This is a genomic window from Arenibacter sp. F20364 (assembly GCF_023015905.1).
Lineage (GTDB): Bacteria > Bacteroidota > Bacteroidia > Flavobacteriales > Flavobacteriaceae > Arenibacter.
Window position 1 is genome coordinate 33467 of record NZ_JALKBD010000032.1, and the last position, 17024, is coordinate 50490.

The 17024-nt window shown below is 40.7% G+C and carries 14 protein-coding genes and 1 tRNA gene; 4 read left to right on the forward strand and 11 right to left on the reverse strand.

Annotated features, from left to right (window positions below; all coding sequences use genetic code 11):
• Positions 1–152: 152 nt before the first annotated feature.
• The 5 genes from mgtE to serS all read right to left on the reverse strand — a co-directional run bounded on the left by mgtE (position 153) and on the right by serS (position 6032).
• On the reverse strand, positions 153–1505 hold the full coding sequence (gene mgtE, locus MWU84_RS19795) for a magnesium transporter (RefSeq protein WP_246904915.1): 1353 nt from the start codon (positions 1503–1505) through the stop codon (positions 153–155).
• Positions 1492–2364, reverse strand: coding sequence for a 16S rRNA (adenine(1518)-N(6)/adenine(1519)-N(6))-dimethyltransferase RsmA (rsmA, locus tag MWU84_RS19800; protein WP_246904916.1), 873 nt, complete (start codon positions 2362–2364; stop codon positions 1492–1494). Before rsmA ends, mgtE begins: the two co-directional genes overlap by 14 nt.
• A 16-nt stretch (positions 2365–2380) precedes the next feature.
• On the reverse strand, positions 2381–2692 hold the full coding sequence (locus tag MWU84_RS19805; RefSeq protein WP_031442096.1) for a DUF4286 family protein: 312 nt from the start codon (positions 2690–2692) through the stop codon (positions 2381–2383).
• A gap of 67 nt (positions 2693–2759) precedes the next feature.
• The gene (locus tag MWU84_RS19810; protein WP_246904917.1) at positions 2760–4544 is read right to left on the reverse strand and encodes a tetratricopeptide repeat protein; all 1785 of its coding nucleotides are present in this window, start codon (positions 4542–4544) and stop codon (positions 2760–2762) included.
• A gap of 216 nt (positions 4545–4760) precedes the next feature.
• Positions 4761–6032 (reverse strand): serine--tRNA ligase, encoded by a 1272-nt coding sequence (gene serS / locus MWU84_RS19815; RefSeq protein WP_246904919.1) that lies wholly within the window; start codon positions 6030–6032, stop codon positions 4761–4763.
• 88 nt (positions 6033–6120) lie between these two features.
• On the opposite strand from serS, the gene MWU84_RS19820 reads away from it, so the two are divergent.
• On the forward strand, positions 6121–6501 hold the full coding sequence (locus tag MWU84_RS19820) for a VOC family protein (RefSeq protein WP_246904920.1): 381 nt from the start codon (positions 6121–6123) through the stop codon (positions 6499–6501).
• A gap of 26 nt (positions 6502–6527) precedes the next feature.
• Here MWU84_RS19820 and MWU84_RS19825 read toward each other — a convergent pair whose 3' ends face one another.
• Together MWU84_RS19825 and MWU84_RS19830 are read right to left on the reverse strand one after the other, a co-directional pair.
• Positions 6528–7847 carry an HTTM domain-containing protein gene (locus MWU84_RS19825; RefSeq protein ID WP_246904921.1) on the reverse strand — a complete coding sequence of 440 codons (1320 nt, stop codon included), beginning with the start codon at positions 7845–7847 and terminating at the stop codon, positions 6528–6530.
• Positions 7848–8774 (reverse strand): bifunctional riboflavin kinase/FAD synthetase, encoded by a 927-nt coding sequence (locus MWU84_RS19830; protein ID WP_246904923.1) that lies wholly within the window; start codon positions 8772–8774, stop codon positions 7848–7850.
• A gap of 53 nt (positions 8775–8827) precedes the next feature.
• Between MWU84_RS19830 and MWU84_RS19835 the strand changes: the two genes are divergently transcribed.
• Together MWU84_RS19835 and MWU84_RS19840 are read left to right on the forward strand one after the other, a co-directional pair.
• On the forward strand, positions 8828–12604 hold the full coding sequence (locus MWU84_RS19835; protein WP_246904926.1) for a reprolysin-like metallopeptidase: 3777 nt from the start codon (positions 8828–8830) through the stop codon (positions 12602–12604).
• 4 nt (positions 12605–12608) lie between these two features.
• Positions 12609–13292, forward strand: coding sequence for a hypothetical protein (locus MWU84_RS19840; RefSeq protein ID WP_246904929.1), 684 nt, complete (start codon positions 12609–12611; stop codon positions 13290–13292).
• Between the two features lie 8 nt (positions 13293–13300).
• Here MWU84_RS19840 and pth read toward each other — a convergent pair whose 3' ends face one another.
• The 3 genes from pth to MWU84_RS19855 form a co-directional block, all read right to left on the reverse strand.
• Positions 13301–13930 carry an aminoacyl-tRNA hydrolase gene (gene pth, locus MWU84_RS19845; protein WP_246904932.1) on the reverse strand — a complete coding sequence of 210 codons (630 nt, stop codon included), beginning with the start codon at positions 13928–13930 and terminating at the stop codon, positions 13301–13303.
• 79 nt (positions 13931–14009) lie between these two features.
• Positions 14010–14642 (reverse strand): 50S ribosomal protein L25/general stress protein Ctc, encoded by a 633-nt coding sequence (locus tag MWU84_RS19850; protein WP_246904936.1) that lies wholly within the window; start codon positions 14640–14642, stop codon positions 14010–14012.
• A 45-nt stretch (positions 14643–14687) separates the two neighbouring features.
• On the reverse strand, positions 14688–15629 hold the full coding sequence (locus tag MWU84_RS19855) for a ribose-phosphate pyrophosphokinase (protein WP_246904939.1): 942 nt from the start codon (positions 15627–15629) through the stop codon (positions 14688–14690).
• A gap of 201 nt (positions 15630–15830) precedes the next feature.
• Here MWU84_RS19855 and MWU84_RS19860 point away from each other — a divergent pair.
• Positions 15831–15910 (forward strand) — tRNA-Leu (locus MWU84_RS19860).
• Positions 15911–16244: 334 nt separating this feature from the next.
• Here the strand turns inward: MWU84_RS19860 and MWU84_RS19865 are convergent.
• On the reverse strand, positions 16245–16814 hold the full coding sequence (locus MWU84_RS19865; RefSeq protein ID WP_246904942.1) for a recombinase family protein: 570 nt from the start codon (positions 16812–16814) through the stop codon (positions 16245–16247).
• Positions 16815–17024: the final 210 nt, after the last annotated feature.

Here is a 17024-nt window from a genome sequence, read left to right on the forward strand (position 1 = left end):
CAAAGATACAAGACCGTTGGGCTACTGGAAACAAGAACCAGGACTATTTTTCGATATTTTCAAAGGAATTTCAAGACCTACTTGCACTAGGGATTGCAGCTAGCTACCATGTAGCGCGGAAAGCCCGCCGCCGCCGAAGGAGGCGGAGTGCCCTAGATTCCCAAAATAACCTTGGCGATGGAAAAATAAATCAGAATCCCGAAAATATCGTTACTAGTGGTTATAAACGGACCAGTGGCTATAGCGGGATCTATACCCCTTTTGTGTAGAAAAAGTGGTATAAAGGTACCTATAATCCCTGCTACCACGGTTACGGTGATCAAAGAAATGGAAATGGCCAGGGAGGTAAGAAAACTTCCTTTCCACAGCCAAGTAAAAAATAAGAGTATAGACGCCAAAACCGACCCATTTAATAGTGCCAACAACATCTCTTTTATAAGCCTGCCGCCAATACTCCCCTTTAGATCGTCATTGGCCAAACCCTGTACCATGATGGCGCTGGATTGCACCCCGACATTACCGGCCATTGCCGCTATTAAGGGTGTAAAGAAAAACAGCACCCCATAATCGCTCATCAGGGTCTCAAAGCCCCCCATGATAGCGGCGGCCCCTACACCTCCCAGAAGGCCAAGAAACAACCAAGGCAATCTTGCCCGGGTCAGGTCCCAAATGCTGTCATCGGCCTCTACATCCTGGGAAATACCAGCTGCCAGTTGATAATCCTTTTCAGCTTCCTCCCTTATAACATCTACAATATCGTCTATAGTAATACGGCCTACCAATCTTCCAATTTCATCGACCACGGGAATGGCTTCCAAATCGTATTTGGACATAATTTTGGCTACTTCCTCTGGTTTTTCATTAACGTTAACGGCATCTACCTTTGGAATATACACCTCGCTAATATGGGTCTTGGTAGAGGTGGTTAGTAAATCTTTTAAAGAGAGACGCCCTTTAAGCTTGCCTTCATCATCTATCACGTATATGGAATGCACTCTGGTCACATTCTCTGCTTGTGCCCTCATTTCCTTAACGCAGGTAAGTACGTTCCAATTCTCATTTACCTTGACCAGCTCCTTGGCCATAAGTCCGCCCGCAGAATTTTCATCATAGCGCAACAGATCCACAATATCCTTGGCGTGCTCCCTGTCCTCCAATTCGGAAATTACCTCTTGGACCATTTCTTTGGGCAATTCCCCTATGATATCAGCGGCATCATCGGTATCCAACTCGTTCAATTCCCCCGCAATTTCCTTTGCCGAAAGATTGGCAAGGATGGCCTCCCTAACATCCACATCCAATTCCGTAAGGGTTTCAGATGTTTTTACACTGTCTAGAAGTTTAATTAGATAGGTGGCATGATCTTCGTCCAATTCGTTGATAATCTCTGCCACATCCGCATAATGCACCTCAGCCAAGAGTGTGGACAATTGTCCGTCCTGCTGGTTGTCTATTAGCTGCTCAATTTCAGCTAAATATTCCTCGGTGAGTTTAAATGGTATCATTTGCAATCTTCTGTGTCAACGAAATGAAGTCCGCAACGCTCAATTGCTCCGGACGCAGGCCAAATATAGCATCTTCTTTAAGAACATCGGAAAGATTGAATGTTTTTAAACTGTTACGAATGGTCTTTCTCCGTTGGTTAAACGCGGCCTTTACAACCTGCCTGAACAGTCTTTCATCTACCTCCAAGTGTAAATTTTCCTTTCTGGTAAGTCGCAACACTCCGGACTGCACTTTGGGTGGTGGATCAAAAACTTGGGGAGAAACTGTAAATAAATATTCCGCGTCGTAAAATGCCTGTACCAATACGGAAAGTATCCCATAGGCTTTACTTCCTTCCTTTTCACAAATCCTTTCGGCCACCTCTTTTTGGAACATCCCGGTGAATTCTGGAATTTGATCCTTAAATTCCAACATCTTAAAAACGATCTGCGTAGAAATATTATACGGAAAATTCCCGGTAATGGCGAACTGCTCGTCCCCAAAAAGGGTCCATAGGTCATATTTTAAAAAATCGGCCTCCAAAACCTTAAACTCGCCTTTGCGCTGCATTAGCTTGTTGTGCTCCAGCGGGAAACTATGTTTTAGGTAAATGATGGATTCCTCGTCCAGATCCATAGCTACCAAATCGATATCCTTTTCCAATAAATATTTGGTGAGCACACCCGTTCCCGGACCTATTTCCAAAACATTTCGGTACCCCTCAAAAGTTAAAGTCTCCCCAATTTTTCGTGCAACGGCCTCATCTTTCAAAAAATGTTGTCCTAAATGTTTTTTTGCTTTCACCGGACTTTCCTCCTGCCAGGGTCTATTGAACTTTTCCTTTTTGGAATGAAAGGATTTTTTTCCTTTTTTGCTCATGGCGCTGCGTATTTAATTAATGTTCGCTAATGATCGCCAACTCTGTCCTAAAGGCAACAAACTTGCCAGCAAAGAGTTCCATCACTTTTTTACGCAGTCTTTCTGCATCTTCGGCGTAATATTTTTGAAGGGTTTCTTTGGAATCGGTGGTATATTGAATGGAATAGGTAATTCCTCCCATCTCCTCCTCCACCAAAACTTGAGACATTAGAGCCTTGGTAAACTTTCCTGTTTCCAACATCTCGGGGATATGGACCTCCTTCATCCAGGACAGCCACTGTCCCTGGATCGATTCTTCAATATTCATGGTAACATTGTAAATATACATGCTTCGTCATTGCATTCCCAAACGGGAATATTTATATTCATTTTTGGATGGACCAAGGCATTGGACATTAATTAATACTGTCTCCTCGCAACATCCTGAAATTCCTTCTTGCCAGTGGAAAAAAGTAACTATCCTGATAGTTATAGATAATTTTCTCGTAATGCGCCTTGGCCTTTTCAGGCTGCTCCAGGATGTTACGATACAATTCCGCCAGGGCAAAATTGGCATCATCGGCCAAAATATCGTTGGCATAGAATTCCACTATTTTAAGGTAGTTAAATTCTGCCTTTTCATAATCCTTTAATTCGATTAAAATTTGTGCCTGTTTTAAAAGTGCCTCATCCTCAATTTTTTCCCCCTTATGATTTTGGAGGATATCCTCCAATAGTTCTACAGCATCTTTCTTTTTATTTTGATAGGCCAAAAAATCGGCACGGGCGTACTTCTTTAAAGCTGTTTGGGTAGAATCTTCCAATGAGTTATCGGATATCAATAGGCTTAATTGCATAGCGTCATTGGCAATCAATTGCGAGGTAGACCCCCTAAGTATCTTCAATTGCGTTAATGCCCAATCGAAATCCCCTTTGTAAAAACTAGTTTGCGCCACCTTAAAACGGGCATCCTGACCAAGGACATCATTTTTTAAATCCTTCTGGATCTGGGAAAAATAGATCAATGCCTGATTAAACTTCCTATCATATACCAAAATATCGCCCAAAGTACTTTTAATGTACGATTTGCTATAATTATTCAAAGGCAACTCCAAGCTTTGATTTAGTATCCCAATGGCAGGCTCGGGAGTGTTTTTTTTGAAGGTTAAAAATTTGGCGTAAGCTATTTGCAGCTGCAAAGTTTCCATGGCATAACCATGAACCTCTATTAAGGCATCAAACTTAGCCTGAACCCTGTCCAAAACCTTGTCATCGGTGTCCATTAAATCTATCTCTATAAGGTTTAGCTGGGCATCCAAGGCCACTACGGAATCGGAAGTGTTTTGGGAAATATATTCAAATACTTCCTTTGCCGTATCCACATCCTGTTCCTCCAAAGCCAATTTTCCCAATCCCTGCAAACGTTGCAATGACATCTCCCCGCCCCTTTTGTAAATTGCCTTTTCTTGGTTAAAGGCACTTTTAAACTGCTTTTGCTGCACAAAGAGCCAACTCAACAATTCGTTCCATAGGGTATCAGGGGCTCTTTGGGCATTCTGAAGCAATACCTTTTTGAATTTTTGGTTATTCGGGTTTTCGGCATCCGAACTAATGAAATCGTTGATATTGCGCAGCACATTTGCCTGGGAGGCCCTGCCTTCACTTATCAATTTCAAATAGGATTCATACATTTGCTCAATATTCCCCTGTTCACCGTATATCCTGGCCTTTTGAAAATTATAATCCAATTGGGGGTTTAGCTCCATAGCTATGGAATACGCCTTTATGGCATAATCCAATAGGGCATATTTTTGAAACCTATATCCAAGGCCATAACCAAAATTGGGGTTTTCATTTATTTTTTGGAGTGCTGCTTCGTAATACTCGGTTGCCTTTTCCGGAAGATCCTGCAAGGTATAATTATACCCTAGCTCAATCAGCATGGTAGGGTAAATATTCTGTTCCCTAACGGCCTTCAACAAAAACTCCTCTGCCTTATCGTACTGCTCCAATTGCTGATAACAAGCTATAAGACCTTCCCCATAGTCTGTCCGCATAGGGTTTTTGTCAACCAACTTCTTATAAAAGACCAAGGCTTTCTCAAACTCGCCATCCTCGAAATACTGTTTCGCCAAGAAATCTTCCTGGGAAACCACGGATTGGCTACATAAGCAGAGAAAGATGAAAAGAAATAGTCGCAAGGGGTCTTTTTTTCAAAGATACACAGAATGTAGAAAGTGGACGTTAAGGGTATGGCAAAGAATCGACAACACCCCCAAAAACACAGTTTATATGATATTTTGGTGATTATAAGGTCCAAATTAAAACAACCGGCCCCATACCCCCACGACCTCATTGGTCTTAAAAAGGATACAGGAAATTATAATAAAATGTCAACGCCTTCTTGAATAAAAGCTTTAGTCTATCTTATCAAAACCAGTATAGGGTATAAGGACTTCGGGAATTTGGATTCCGTTCTCGGTCTGATAATTTTCCAATATTCCGGCCAATACCCTGGGCAGTGCCAAAGAGCTCCCGTTTAAAGTGTGTGCCAATTGACTTTTCCCGTTCCCGTCCTTATAGCGCAATTTCAACCTGTTTGCCTGATAGGCTTCAAAATTGGAGACCGAACTAATTTCCAACCATCGATCTTGGGCCGTGGAAAATACCTCAAAATCGAAGGTGAGGGCAGAAGTAAAACCTAAATCCCCTCCACAAAGACGCAATATCCTATATGGCAATTTAAGTTCTCTCAGAATATTCTTTACATGCGCTACCATGCCATCCAGGGCTTCGTATGATTTAGATGGATGTTCCACCCGTACTATTTCTACCTTATCAAATTGATGCAAGCGGTTTAGTCCACGTACATGGGCCCCATAACTCCCAGCCTCCCTTCTAAAACAAGGAGTATAGGCGGTATGGGTAATGGGAAAATCGCCCTCGTTTAAAATAACGTCCCTAAAAATATTGGTTACTGGCACTTCGGCCGTAGGAATCAGGTAGAGATCATCTTCCCCTACGTGATACATTTGTCCTTCCTTATCGGGCAACTGACCCGTACCATAACCCGAAGTCTCATTTACCAAATGTGGCACTTGAATCTCATTATACCCAGCGGCTGCATTCCTATCCAAAAAGTAAGAAATTAATGCCCTTTGTAATCGAGCCCCCTTACCCTTGTACACTGGAAATCCAGCACCAGCAATCTTTACTCCAAGTTCAAAATCTATGATATCATATTTTTTTGCCAATTCCCAATGTGGAAGTGCCCCTTCGATGAGGGCAGGAATGTCCCCTTCCCTGTACACCTCTTCATTATCCTCTTCTGTGCTACCTGCCGGCACCGATGTATGTGGAACATTTGGAATTTGGTAAAGTAAATTTTGCAAATCGGCTGCTGTTGCGGTCAAAGCCTCGTTCAAATCCTTGGACTCCTCCTTTAGACTTCCTGTGCGCTCCTTTAAGACGTTGGCCTCTGCAGCCTTCCCACTTTTATAAAGAGCGCCGATTTCCTTTGAAATACTATTGGATTCGGCAAGTGTATTATCCAGTCTCGCTTGCAGGGATCGTCGTTTTTCATCCAATTGAAGTACGTTTTCAATAAGTGGAAGGGCTTCGATATTACGCTTTTTTAAAGCCTCAACAATTTGTTCCTTATCCTCACGGATAGCCTGTAACTGCAACATTTTTTTGAATTTTATCGTGCAAATTTAACATAATCTTCGGATTTTCGGCATAATTTTAGCCTAGATATAATATGTAATTGGAAAAGCCATGGTATTTGAACACATCGCCATTAACGTAAAAAACATCAAGGACATTAAGGAATGGTACGTTGTCAATGTGGGGTTAAATGTAGCTATTGAACAAACAGAAGCTCCTTTTATGACCTTTTTGAAAGACTCAACAGGACGGGTAATCCTTGAACTTTACCATAGACCGGACGAAGAAATTACAGATTTCAAAACAAAACATCCACTTACTTTCCATTTGGCATTTGTTTCCCAAAATGCTGAAAAAGATAAGATTAGGTTATTGGACAAAGGAGCCAGTTTTGTTGAGGAAATAAAAAAGGAAGACGGCAGTCATTTGGTGATGCTTCGAGACCCATGGGGTATGCCACTTCAACTTTGCCACAGGGCAAAGCCCTATTAGGACATTTACCCCATTGCACTCTTTAACTATTCTTTAAGTTGGGAGGGCAATATCCAATCGTTATGCCCAAAATAGTTCCAGGACACACTGCCAAGGTCAATTTTTGGGTCAGTAAATTCTTGGTATGGCTTTCCATTGACACTTACCCTAGAATTTACAAAAACCGAGATATCTTCCCCCTTTTCCGCGTATTCCCGTTTTAATCGTTGTGCAAACTGCCACATAAAATCTGGATAGGATTTAATTTTACTTTTTTGTCCCCTTGTTAAATAATCGTCCAAATTCACCAGATAAGAATTTCCGGAGGTACGGTTGACGATTCTAAACGATGTAATTCCAGTCCTACTCCGCAACATCATTCTCCAACTCAACCTATGCCCTTCCTCTGTCCATAATACATCGTCCTTTATAAAATAATGCCTTACAGGCAGCCCTAATTGTATCAGAAAATATACTAACAACAACCCTATAACCAAGTTTTTATTGGTTGGAACTTTGATATCCTCTTGACAATAAGGTTCCTTTTTTCTAAAAAATATTTTCCGGATGGTCTCCGGCTCAAAGAAAAATACAGTGAACGCCAATGCCAAATAAGGAAAAATTCCAATTTGAAAAACTATGGAATTGAACAAATGAAAGAATATTGCTGCAAAAAAAGCCCATTTACGGGTTGGTTTCCACAAAAGGGAAGGCACAATCAATAAATCAAAAAGAATACCTGAAACACCTACAAAACTATGCAACCAAGGTTGTTGTAACAATCCCCCAATTAAAGGGTATTCCTCTTTCCTTTTAAAAAGAATTTCTATAATACTGAAATCCAACCAATCCCCATACAATTTTGCTAAAGAAGCATAGGTATAGACAATAAGCAATTGTAAAACTATGGCCCATTTGATATAAGCGGACATATGGTTGGCCTTTATGGACGGATTTAATTTGGCATCCAAGGAACAATTCCTATTTGCCGGCAAAAAAGCCATTATCAATGCAATTAGCACCAGTAGGTAATAATGATTGTTGTAGGCTGTCTTTTGCATAAGGTACACGGCAGTCCAAAGCAGCGTAAAGGCAAGGGTGCTAAATCGGTACTTATATCCCAGGGCTATACAAATACCCAAGGTCCCCATGACCAAAAAATACAAATACATACCTGGTCCGGGCAATGGCTGTAACCAATCGAAGCCAATGAAATTAAAGGTAAATTCCGGATCCACTAGATTTTTTTTGACCCAGCCCGTAGCAATGGCCCCATAGCATTCAAGGCTTATCAGAATGCCAAAAAATATCCTGAAAATTAGGAGTGGACTATTATCGATTTGCTTAAAAAGAAACCGATCCAACATTTATTTGGAAATTATAAAGAGGGAGGTCTCCCGATCTTTTTTTAACTGTGCCTTGAGGGCTTCAATGGAATTGAACTTTTGTTCGTCCCTTATACGTTCAATAACATCGATCTGAATTTTCTTCCCATAAAGATCCCGATCAAAATCGAAGAAATTTATTTCTATACTTTTCGCCTTTCCCTCCACGGTTGGATTAAAGCCGATGTTCATCATGCCAAAAACGGTCTTTCCATCCATTATACTGCTCACCACATATACCCCGTTCTTGGGAATTAGCTTGTATTCTTCAGGAATGGATAAATTGGCTGTGGGAAAATCCAATTTTCGTCCCAATCCCTTTCCCTTTACAATGCTCCCAGTGAGCATATAATTATATCCCAAGTACATATTGGCGGTTTTCATATCTCCCTCCTCCAAGGCTTTCCTAATTTTTGTTGAACTCACGGAAACATCATCAACTTCCTGGGCCGAAATCTCTTCCACCTCAAAGTCCAACGCATTTCCAAAGGCCACCAAATCCTTTATGTTGGCATTCCTATTTCTCCCAAACCTATGATCGTAACCAATAATAATTTTCTTGGTCTTTAAATCATTGACCAAAATATCCCGGACAAATTGCGTCGCCGATAGGCGGGAAAATTCTTTGGTAAATGGGTGTACTATTAAATAATCGATCCCTATTTCCTCCAAAATTTTGATTTTCTCATCAATGGTATTCAAAAGCTTTATCGATACATCTTTTTGAAGTACCATTCTAGGATGGGGGAAAAAAGTGAGTACTGTGGATTTCAACTCCAGCACTTTGGCATTATTTATGAGACGTTCCAATATTTTACGATGACCAATATGCACCCCATCAAAAGTGCCAATGGTAATGGCAGTAGGGTGCGCTTTATCGTAATTGGAGATGCTTTGAACTGTTATCACAAACTTGGAATAATAAAAAAACTTATCTTTGAGTTTGTACAAAAACCCGCTTGATGGTTGTAAAATTACGTCTTGTTTTTTCAATATCCATATTTTTTCTTTGCTATTGCGGATTTGGGCAAACCAAGTATTGGCAAAAAACCGATTCTAGGAGCCAGAAATCCCGAAGGCAAACAGCGATATTAGAGGTAAATCACGGCCTTACTTTTTCCTTGGAAAAAGACATTTTCGTCAAGGAACTAAAGTCTTCCAAAATCCAAAAAGCTCCCAAAATAGTTAGTTTTCCTAACGAAAATGGGGATTTGATACCTTTCCTTGTTCAGGAAGCTTCCGTACTTTCACCAGAACTTTCCAAGAAATACCCCCAAATAAAATCATATGTAGGAAGAGGCTTAAACAATGAAAAAGACAGAGTGAGATTTAGTGTTTCACAAAACGGAGTACAAAGCATGATCGTATACGGGGAAAGCAAACATGCTACCTACATGCAAAAGGTATCCGATTCCGACAATGAATATCTGGTATACAATAGGAAGGACGCCTATATGATGAACACCAATTTCATTTGCGAAACTACTTCCTTGATAGAGAAGGATAAAGGACCTTCTGCCCTAAAATTGGTGGATGGGCAAGTTCTAAGAAAGTTCAGGGTAGCCATCTCCGCAACAGGGGAGTATACGGAGTTCCATGGAGGAACGGTGCCGGATGCCCTAGCGGCTATAAATGCCACCATAACTCGGGTAAATGAAATATTTGAAACCGATTTGGGAATCAGTTTAGAGATTGTAGCCAACACCGACCAAGTAATCTATACCGACGAGGCTACTGATCCCTATGGGACGAATCTAAATTCTGAGGTACAAAACACCTTAACAACGGTAATAGGCGCTGAAAACTACGATGTAGGGCATTTGTTTCAGAAAGACGAAAATGGAGGGAATGCCGGATTTATTGCCTCGGTGTGTATAGATTCAAGAAAAGGGAGTGCCTATTCCTCTGCCTTAATTCCGCAAGGGGATATTTTTGACTTGGATTTTGTGGCCCACGAAATGGGACATCAGTTCGGCGCCAACCACACCTGGTCCTTTGAATCTGAAGGCACCCTGGTACAGGCCGAACCTGGAAGCGGAACAACGATTATGGGTTATGCAGGCATTTCCGGCAACAACAATGTGGCCTTAAACGGAGACGACTACTTTCATTACTACAGTATTTTTCAGATATTGGAATATATAAAAACCACCAGCTGCGGTCAGGAAATCCCCATTTTAAACACCCCTCCTACTATTTTGCCCTCCGGTAACTTCACCATACCAAAATCGACCGCCTTTAAATTAAAAGGCAATGCAACGGATGTAGATGAAGATGATATACTTACATACAATTGGGAACAGATAAATGATGGAATAGTTACCCACAATACCTTTGGACCAACAAATCTCAGTGGAGCCAACTTTAGGTCCCTAAAGCCTACAGTAACGCCAACTAGATATTTTCCGAGGCTCAGCAGCATCATATCTGGTAATCTTACCCAAACCAATCCCAATGTAAATACCACATGGGAAACTGTTTCCACTGTAGAAAGGGAACTGGACTTTGCACTTACGGTTAGGGATAATGCCCTCGGGGGAGGACAAGTTACATCGGACTTGGTAAAAGTTGCGGTCATAGACAATGCAGGACCCTTTGTAGTAACTTCCCAATCCACCAATGAAATTTACACTGCAGGTACTAGACAAGAGGTTGTCTGGGATGTAGCCAAAACAAATCAGGGCCCGGTAAACACTCAAAAAGTAGACATCTATTTTTCCGCGAATGGAGGCGCTTCCTTTCCTATAAAATTAGCGGATAGCGTTCCCAATGACGGGCAACAGGATATTTTGATCCCTGGATTCGCCACTCCTACGGGCCGAATAATGGTCAGCGCACACAAAAATATATTTTTAGCGGTAAACGCTTCCAATTTCACTATAACACCATCCGATATAGTATTGAAATTCAATCAATTGCAGCATGAGATTTGCCAAGGAAGTGATTTAATTGTGCCCTTCACCTACCAAACCTTTAATGATTTTTCCGAGGAAGCCACTTTCTCCGCGACTGGATTACCCCCGGGATTGACAGTCGATTTTTCCCCTACATCCACTACAGTAAACGACACCCTGGTGAACATAACCTTTTCCAACACAGATTTGGTTGGTCCTGGAAATTATCCTATAAACATAGTAGCCACTTCAGAAAGCGTTACCAAGGAAGTTGTTATAGATGTAAAAATATTGGAAACTACATTTACGGATGTTGTACTCCAGTTACCCACCAATGGTTCAACCAGTGCACGTATTGCATCACAACTGGAGTGGGAAGCCAATACTTCCTACACTTCCTATGATATTGAGATTGCCGATGATGCGGGCTTTACCAATATTATTGAGACGGGCAGTGTTATTTTCAATTCCTATTTGACCACCAATTTGGAGGAGGAAACTACTTATTTTTGGCGTGTTAAACCCATGAATAGCTGTGGAGAGGGAACTTTTGGGCCGGCATTTAGCTTTACTACACTAGAATTGAACTGTGCTTTGGAAACGGCCAAGGATTTACCCATAACGATATCAACGACAGGAGCACCCACAATAACTTCCACGATCACTCTTTTAAACGACCTGCCTGTGGCAGACATAAATGTTAACCTGGACCTAACACATAGCTTTCTTGCCGATTTGGAAGTGACCTTAATTTCACCTGCCGGAACTCGTGTAATTCTCGTATCCAATTCTTGTGGCGGAAATCAGGATATTCTTGCGACCTTTGATGATGACGCAGAAGGATTTATTTGCGGAACAAATCCACCGGCCATTCAGGGTACCATAAGACCATTAGGTTCCTTGGCTGCATTTAATGGGGAATCTACCTACGGGGATTGGATATTGGAGGTAAAGGACATTGCAGCCTCCGATGGGGGGACTTTAAATGGATTTTCCATGGATATCTGTGTAGAAGGCGCCTTTAGGGCGGACGAAGATAAAGATGGTGTTTTTGATGACGGCGACGACCTATGCCTTAACACCCCCTTGGGAGCCCAGGTGGACTTAAATGGCTGTGCCGTATATATACTGCCTACAGATAATTTTGAGGTAGAAATCAACAGTGAATCCTGTAGCAATCAAAATAATGGCTCTATACGTATCGTAGCCGGTATTAACATGGATTACGAAATTACCCTTACCGGTCCGGGGATGAATATAATCAGTAATTTTACCAATTTCTATTTTGAAGATGGGCTTGAGGCCGGCACCTATGAAATATGCCTTATAGGCACGGACGATGATAAGGTTTACGAACCATATTGCTTTCAGGCTATAATTACTCAGCCTCCCCCCTTAAGTGTTACTTCAAAACTAAGCGCAGAGGGCAATCAAACCATATTGAACCTAGAGGGAGGAGATTTGTATAATGTTGAATTAAATGGCGTAATTACGCAAACGAAATCTTCCAGCATTATACTGGAACTTAAAAAAGGAATCAACCAAATTAAGGTGTCCACCAATCTGCCATGCCAAGGCGTTTATGAAGATCAATTGTTCCTTGTGGACGAACCTTTGGTATTTCCCAACCCATTTGAGGAGGAAGTCAACATTTTGATCAATAATGGACCGGATACAGTACATACCAAAATTTTTACTTATACTGGTCAATTGATCAACAGTAAGGATTATAGCCTGATCAGCAATGAAATGAAAATTGATTTTACAGGCTTACCATCAGGTATGTATATCCTTAAGGTTAAGGGAGAAGGTATAAATAGTACTTTTAAGGTAGTAAAAAGATAAACGGATGAAACCAATAGCCATATTTTTATGTTTTTTGGCCCTAGTGGGATGCGGAGGAAAAGACTCTCCAAAACCACCCTTGTCCGCCTTGCTGGTCTTTCCGCAAAAAAACTCGGAATGTACAACAGGCCAAGACGTAGCAGGAACCAACACTTCTACCGTGGAGTTTAGATGGCAAACTTCGGACCACACCGAAACCTACGAACTAAGGGCTACAAATATAAATACCAATACCACCCAGACCATTGTGGTAGGTGGTACTTCGGCAAAATTGGCCATTGAAAGGGGAGCCCCCTATTCTTGGTTGGTAGTTTCCAAAAATTCCAAAGTATCTACATCGGCAAGAAGTGAAACATGGAGATTTTTTAATGCAGGTGCAGAAACTACCCATCCGCCTTTTCCTGCAGAAGTTATATTCCCAAAAACCGGAACAAACATATCCAAGGACCTTAATAATGAAGTTCTTTTGGAATGGGAAGGCGCCGATGTGGATAATGATCTTGAAGGCTATGAGGTATATTTTTCCACTGAAAACCCACCTACCACATTGATAAGTACACTTACCTCCGGCAAATCGGATTTAAAGGTCAGCGTTGAGGCCAACACGGTTTATTACTGGACAATTGTTACCATGGATAGGGAAGGAAATACAGCCACTAATAGCATTTCAGAGTTTAAAGTACGCTAAATGCTATACTAGCTACCGTTATATTCGTTCATTGTTCTATGTACTCCAGACAGTACAAATGAACGGATAAGCGCATTAATTCTTTCATATCGTTCTACCAAGGCATCCTTTTCCTCCTGATTCCATTCACCCAAGACATAATCTATTTGTTTGCCCTTTCCAAAGTCGGATCCGACGCCAAACCTTAATCTATTGTAATTGGTAGTAAGTAAGTATTGCTGAATATCCTTTAAGCCATTATGGCCCCCATCACTTCCTTTGGTCTTTAAACGGATGGTTCCGAAGGAAAGATTAATATCATCTGTAATGACAAGCACATTTTCAAGGGGGATATTTTCCTTGTCCATCCAATATTTTACAGCTTTTCCACTTCTGTTCATATAGGTCGATGGCTTCAGGCACAATATACTCCTACCCTTAACCTTAAAAGTGCCCACATCTCCCAACTTTGCCGTTTCAAAGGTAAAATTCTCCTCCGCGGATAGGGCATCCAATATTTTAAAGCCAATGTTATGACGGGTTTGCGAATATTCCTCCCCAATATTGCCCAGTCCTACAACTAAAAATTTTTTCATGGCGTCCTTTTCGTCCAACAATGTCCCTTTCAATTTAAAAAACGATTCTAAAAACTGGAACATAGCAGTATTTTTCAAATTCATAAAAATACAAAAGCATCCCGCAGTTACGGGATGCTTTTACACTTATTTTAGATAAAATCTATTCGTTACCGCCTTCAGCTGCTGCTTCTGCAGTAGCTTCTGCTCCTTCTTCGCCTTCTTCATCCTCTTCATCTGTTAAGACCGCATTACGTGCAGCTTTAACCTGAACAACCACAGTGTTTTCTGGGTGAAGAATAGTAAACTCATCTTTCAATAATGTGGAAACGGAAATATTTCCTCCGATTTTCAATTTCGAGATATCAACATCAAAGAAATCCGGTAAATTATCCGGTAATGCCTTAATGCTAAGTTTTCTTTTTCTAAACAATAGTCTACCACCATTTCTAACCCCTGGAGAATTACCCAACAATCTCACAGGAATGTTCATAGTAACTTCCTTGTCCTTGAACAACTGATAAAAGTCTACGTGTAAAATGTTATCGGTTACAGGGTGAAATTGAATATCCTGCATTACCGCATCGTACTTTTTACCATCTTCCAAATCAACCACAACAGTATGGGCGTTTGGAGTGTACACTAAATCTTTGAACGCTAGTTCTTCTGCTGCAAAGTGTAATGGTTTTTCCCCTCCGTAAATAACGCAAGGAACCTTTCCAGCATTACGTAAGGCCTTTGTTGCTTTCTTGCCTACGCTTTCTCTTTCTGATCCTTTAATTGTAATTGACTTCATTGTATTTATTAAATATTAATTATATTACTTTCCTATATTAAACTTCTACATTAGAAACTTGGAACTAATGGAAGTATTGTGATGCACCCTGTGCATTACATCGGCAAACAACTCGGCACAGCTGATTACCCTGATTTTTTTGCTTTCCTTTTTTAAGGGTATGGAATCGGTTACAATAAGTTCCGATAATTGCGATTTTTCAATTTTCTCATACGCATCCCCTGATAGCAGTGCGTGAGTGGTAATTGCCCTTACACTTGCAGCTCCCCTAGCCATCATTAAATCGGCGGCTTTTGTCAGAGTTCCTGCCGTATCTACCATATCATCCACCAGGACCACATTTTTCCCATCTACATCCCCAATAAGTTCCATGTGCGAAATTACATTCGCCTTTGCCCTCTGTTTGTAACAAATAACGACGTCGCAACCAAGTGCCTTTGAGTAGGCATACGCCCTTTTAGATCCCCCCATGTCCGGTGAGGCTATGGTAAGGTCATTAAGGTTAAGACTGTTCAAATAGGGTAAAAATAAAGTAGAAGCAAATAAGTGATCTACCGGCTTTTCAAAAAACCCTTGAATTTGATCGGCATGCAAATCCATTGTAATGATCCTTGTTGCCCCGGCCGCTTCCAACATTTTGGCCACCAATTTCGCCGCAATCGGCACCCTAGGCTTATCCTTTCTGTCCTGTCTAGCCCATCCAAAATACGGCATAACCGCGGTTATGTGCCTTGCTGAGGCCCTTTTTGCGGCATCCAACATCAACAACATTTCCATCAGATTTTCGGAACTAGGATTGGTAGAACCAATAATAAACACGCGCATTCCACGAATAGATTCCTCAAAGGATGGCTGAAATTCCCCATCGCTATATCTAGAAAAAATAACATTGCCCAAATTGGAACCAAAAGACTCCGCTATTTTTTCTGATAGCTTTGCACTTTGGGTACAGGTAAAAATTTTAGGCTCCGGTACTTGATATGACATTGTTAATGTATTGTTTTTTAGTTTATTGGAACTCCTTTTTATAAGGAGGTGCAAATTTAGAAATTAATTTGGGTTGCTAAAGTATAAATGTTGATATTTTTTTGGTGATATAAGGAAAATATTTTTTAGTTTTGCAGTCTCAAATGAATCAGCGGTTATAAAAACACCTGAGAAAATTGAAAACTAAGAAATAATTACCTTGCTCGAGTGGCGGAACTGGTAGACGCGCTGGATTCAAAATCCAGTTCTTCGGAGTGTGGGTTCGATTCCCACCTCGAGTACTTAAAGGCTTTGACAGAAATGTTGAGGCCTTTTTTATTTCCCAGGTACAACATAGGTACAACAATTGAACTGGAATTATTTCAGGATGATTTAATAGGAATAATTTTTTTGAAAAAAGTGAATTATAACCAAGTTGTCCTAGTTTGAGCCCAAGCGACCATTTAATCACCTATCAGCTACAGCGAAATTATTGGAAATTTAGGCAATTCGGAAATAAGATGGGTATGCCGCCTACATTTCGAAATCCAAAAATTTGACAACCATTTTGACCATTAAACTTTTTTTTAGCTGTGGACCGATTTAAAAATCCAGGGAACATGGCTTATTGATCTTTCATTTTGAAAGTTGCCTTTCCACCCTATAAAATGAACTTTTACTTATTTTAGCCTTGATACATGCAATACCAATCGCTACATCCATATGGTCGTAAAGATGCTTGGCATAATGGTATTTTTCGATAGTTTCCTGATTTGATCCAGTAGGCCTACCCAAAAGCTTATTACGTTTACGGGCATTGTTCAAGCCAACTTTTGTTCTCTCACTTATAAGATTACGCTCGAATTCGGCAACAGCAGCAAAAATTTGAAGTAAAAATTTACCGTTTGCTGAATTAGTATTGAATTCGGGTTCGCTAAGACTTTTAAAATGCACTCCAGATTCATTGAACCTGTCGATAAGTTGTACCATGTTTTTTAGGGAACGGGATACCCTATCATTTTTATAGGTCAAGATAGTATCCCCTTTTCTCATATACTTCAGCATTTCATTCAAGCCCTTTCTATCGTCCCGAGTTCCACTTGCTATATCCGAATAGATTATTTCGCATCCGTTATTTTTCAACAGATCTATTTCAGATTCCAATTTTTGTTCCGAGGTGGAAACCCTTGCATATCCTATTACCATATTTAGTGCCGTAAAAGGTTAATTAACGAAACTAATAAAAAAGACCAGAAATGGGACAATACCGTCCAAGATTTTCCGCTCTGTGAAAAGTGTCATGTAAATTGGCCGATTTATGGGACTATTCCCGCCAATTCAAAAAATAGTGATTTAGTATTGCATGTATAGCTACTACATGGTCACGAACTATATTCGCAAATCTAATTGATTTGA

Coding starts and splice junctions, on each gene's coding strand:
- mgtE (WP_246904915.1), bottom strand. CDS start 1,505: ATGATACCATTTAAACTCACCGAGGAATATTTAGCTGAAATTGAGCAG.
- rsmA (WP_246904916.1), bottom strand. CDS start 2,364: ATGAGCAAAAAAGGAAAAAAATCCTTTCATTCCAAAAAGGAAAAGTTC.
- MWU84_RS19805 (WP_031442096.1), bottom strand. CDS start 2,692: ATGTATATTTACAATGTTACCATGAATATTGAAGAATCGATCCAGGGA.
- serS (WP_246904919.1), bottom strand. CDS start 6,032: ATGTTGCAGTTACAGGCTATCCGTGAGGATAAGGAACAAATTGTTGAG.
- MWU84_RS19820 (WP_246904920.1), top strand. CDS start 6,121: ATGGTATTTGAACACATCGCCATTAACGTAAAAAACATCAAGGACATT.
- MWU84_RS19825 (WP_246904921.1), bottom strand. CDS start 7,847: ATGTTGGATCGGTTTCTTTTTAAGCAAATCGATAATAGTCCACTCCTA.
- MWU84_RS19835 (WP_246904926.1), top strand. CDS start 8,828: ATGGTTGTAAAATTACGTCTTGTTTTTTCAATATCCATATTTTTTCTT.
- MWU84_RS19840 (WP_246904929.1), top strand. CDS start 12,609: ATGAAACCAATAGCCATATTTTTATGTTTTTTGGCCCTAGTGGGATGC.
- pth (WP_246904932.1), bottom strand. CDS start 13,930: ATGTTCCAGTTTTTAGAATCGTTTTTTAAATTGAAAGGGACATTGTTG.
- MWU84_RS19850 (WP_246904936.1), bottom strand. CDS start 14,642: ATGAAGTCAATTACAATTAAAGGATCAGAAAGAGAAAGCGTAGGCAAG.
- MWU84_RS19855 (WP_246904939.1), bottom strand. CDS start 15,629: ATGTCATATCAAGTACCGGAGCCTAAAATTTTTACCTGTACCCAAAGT.
- MWU84_RS19865 (WP_246904942.1), bottom strand. CDS start 16,814: ATGGTAATAGGATATGCAAGGGTTTCCACCTCGGAACAAAAATTGGAA.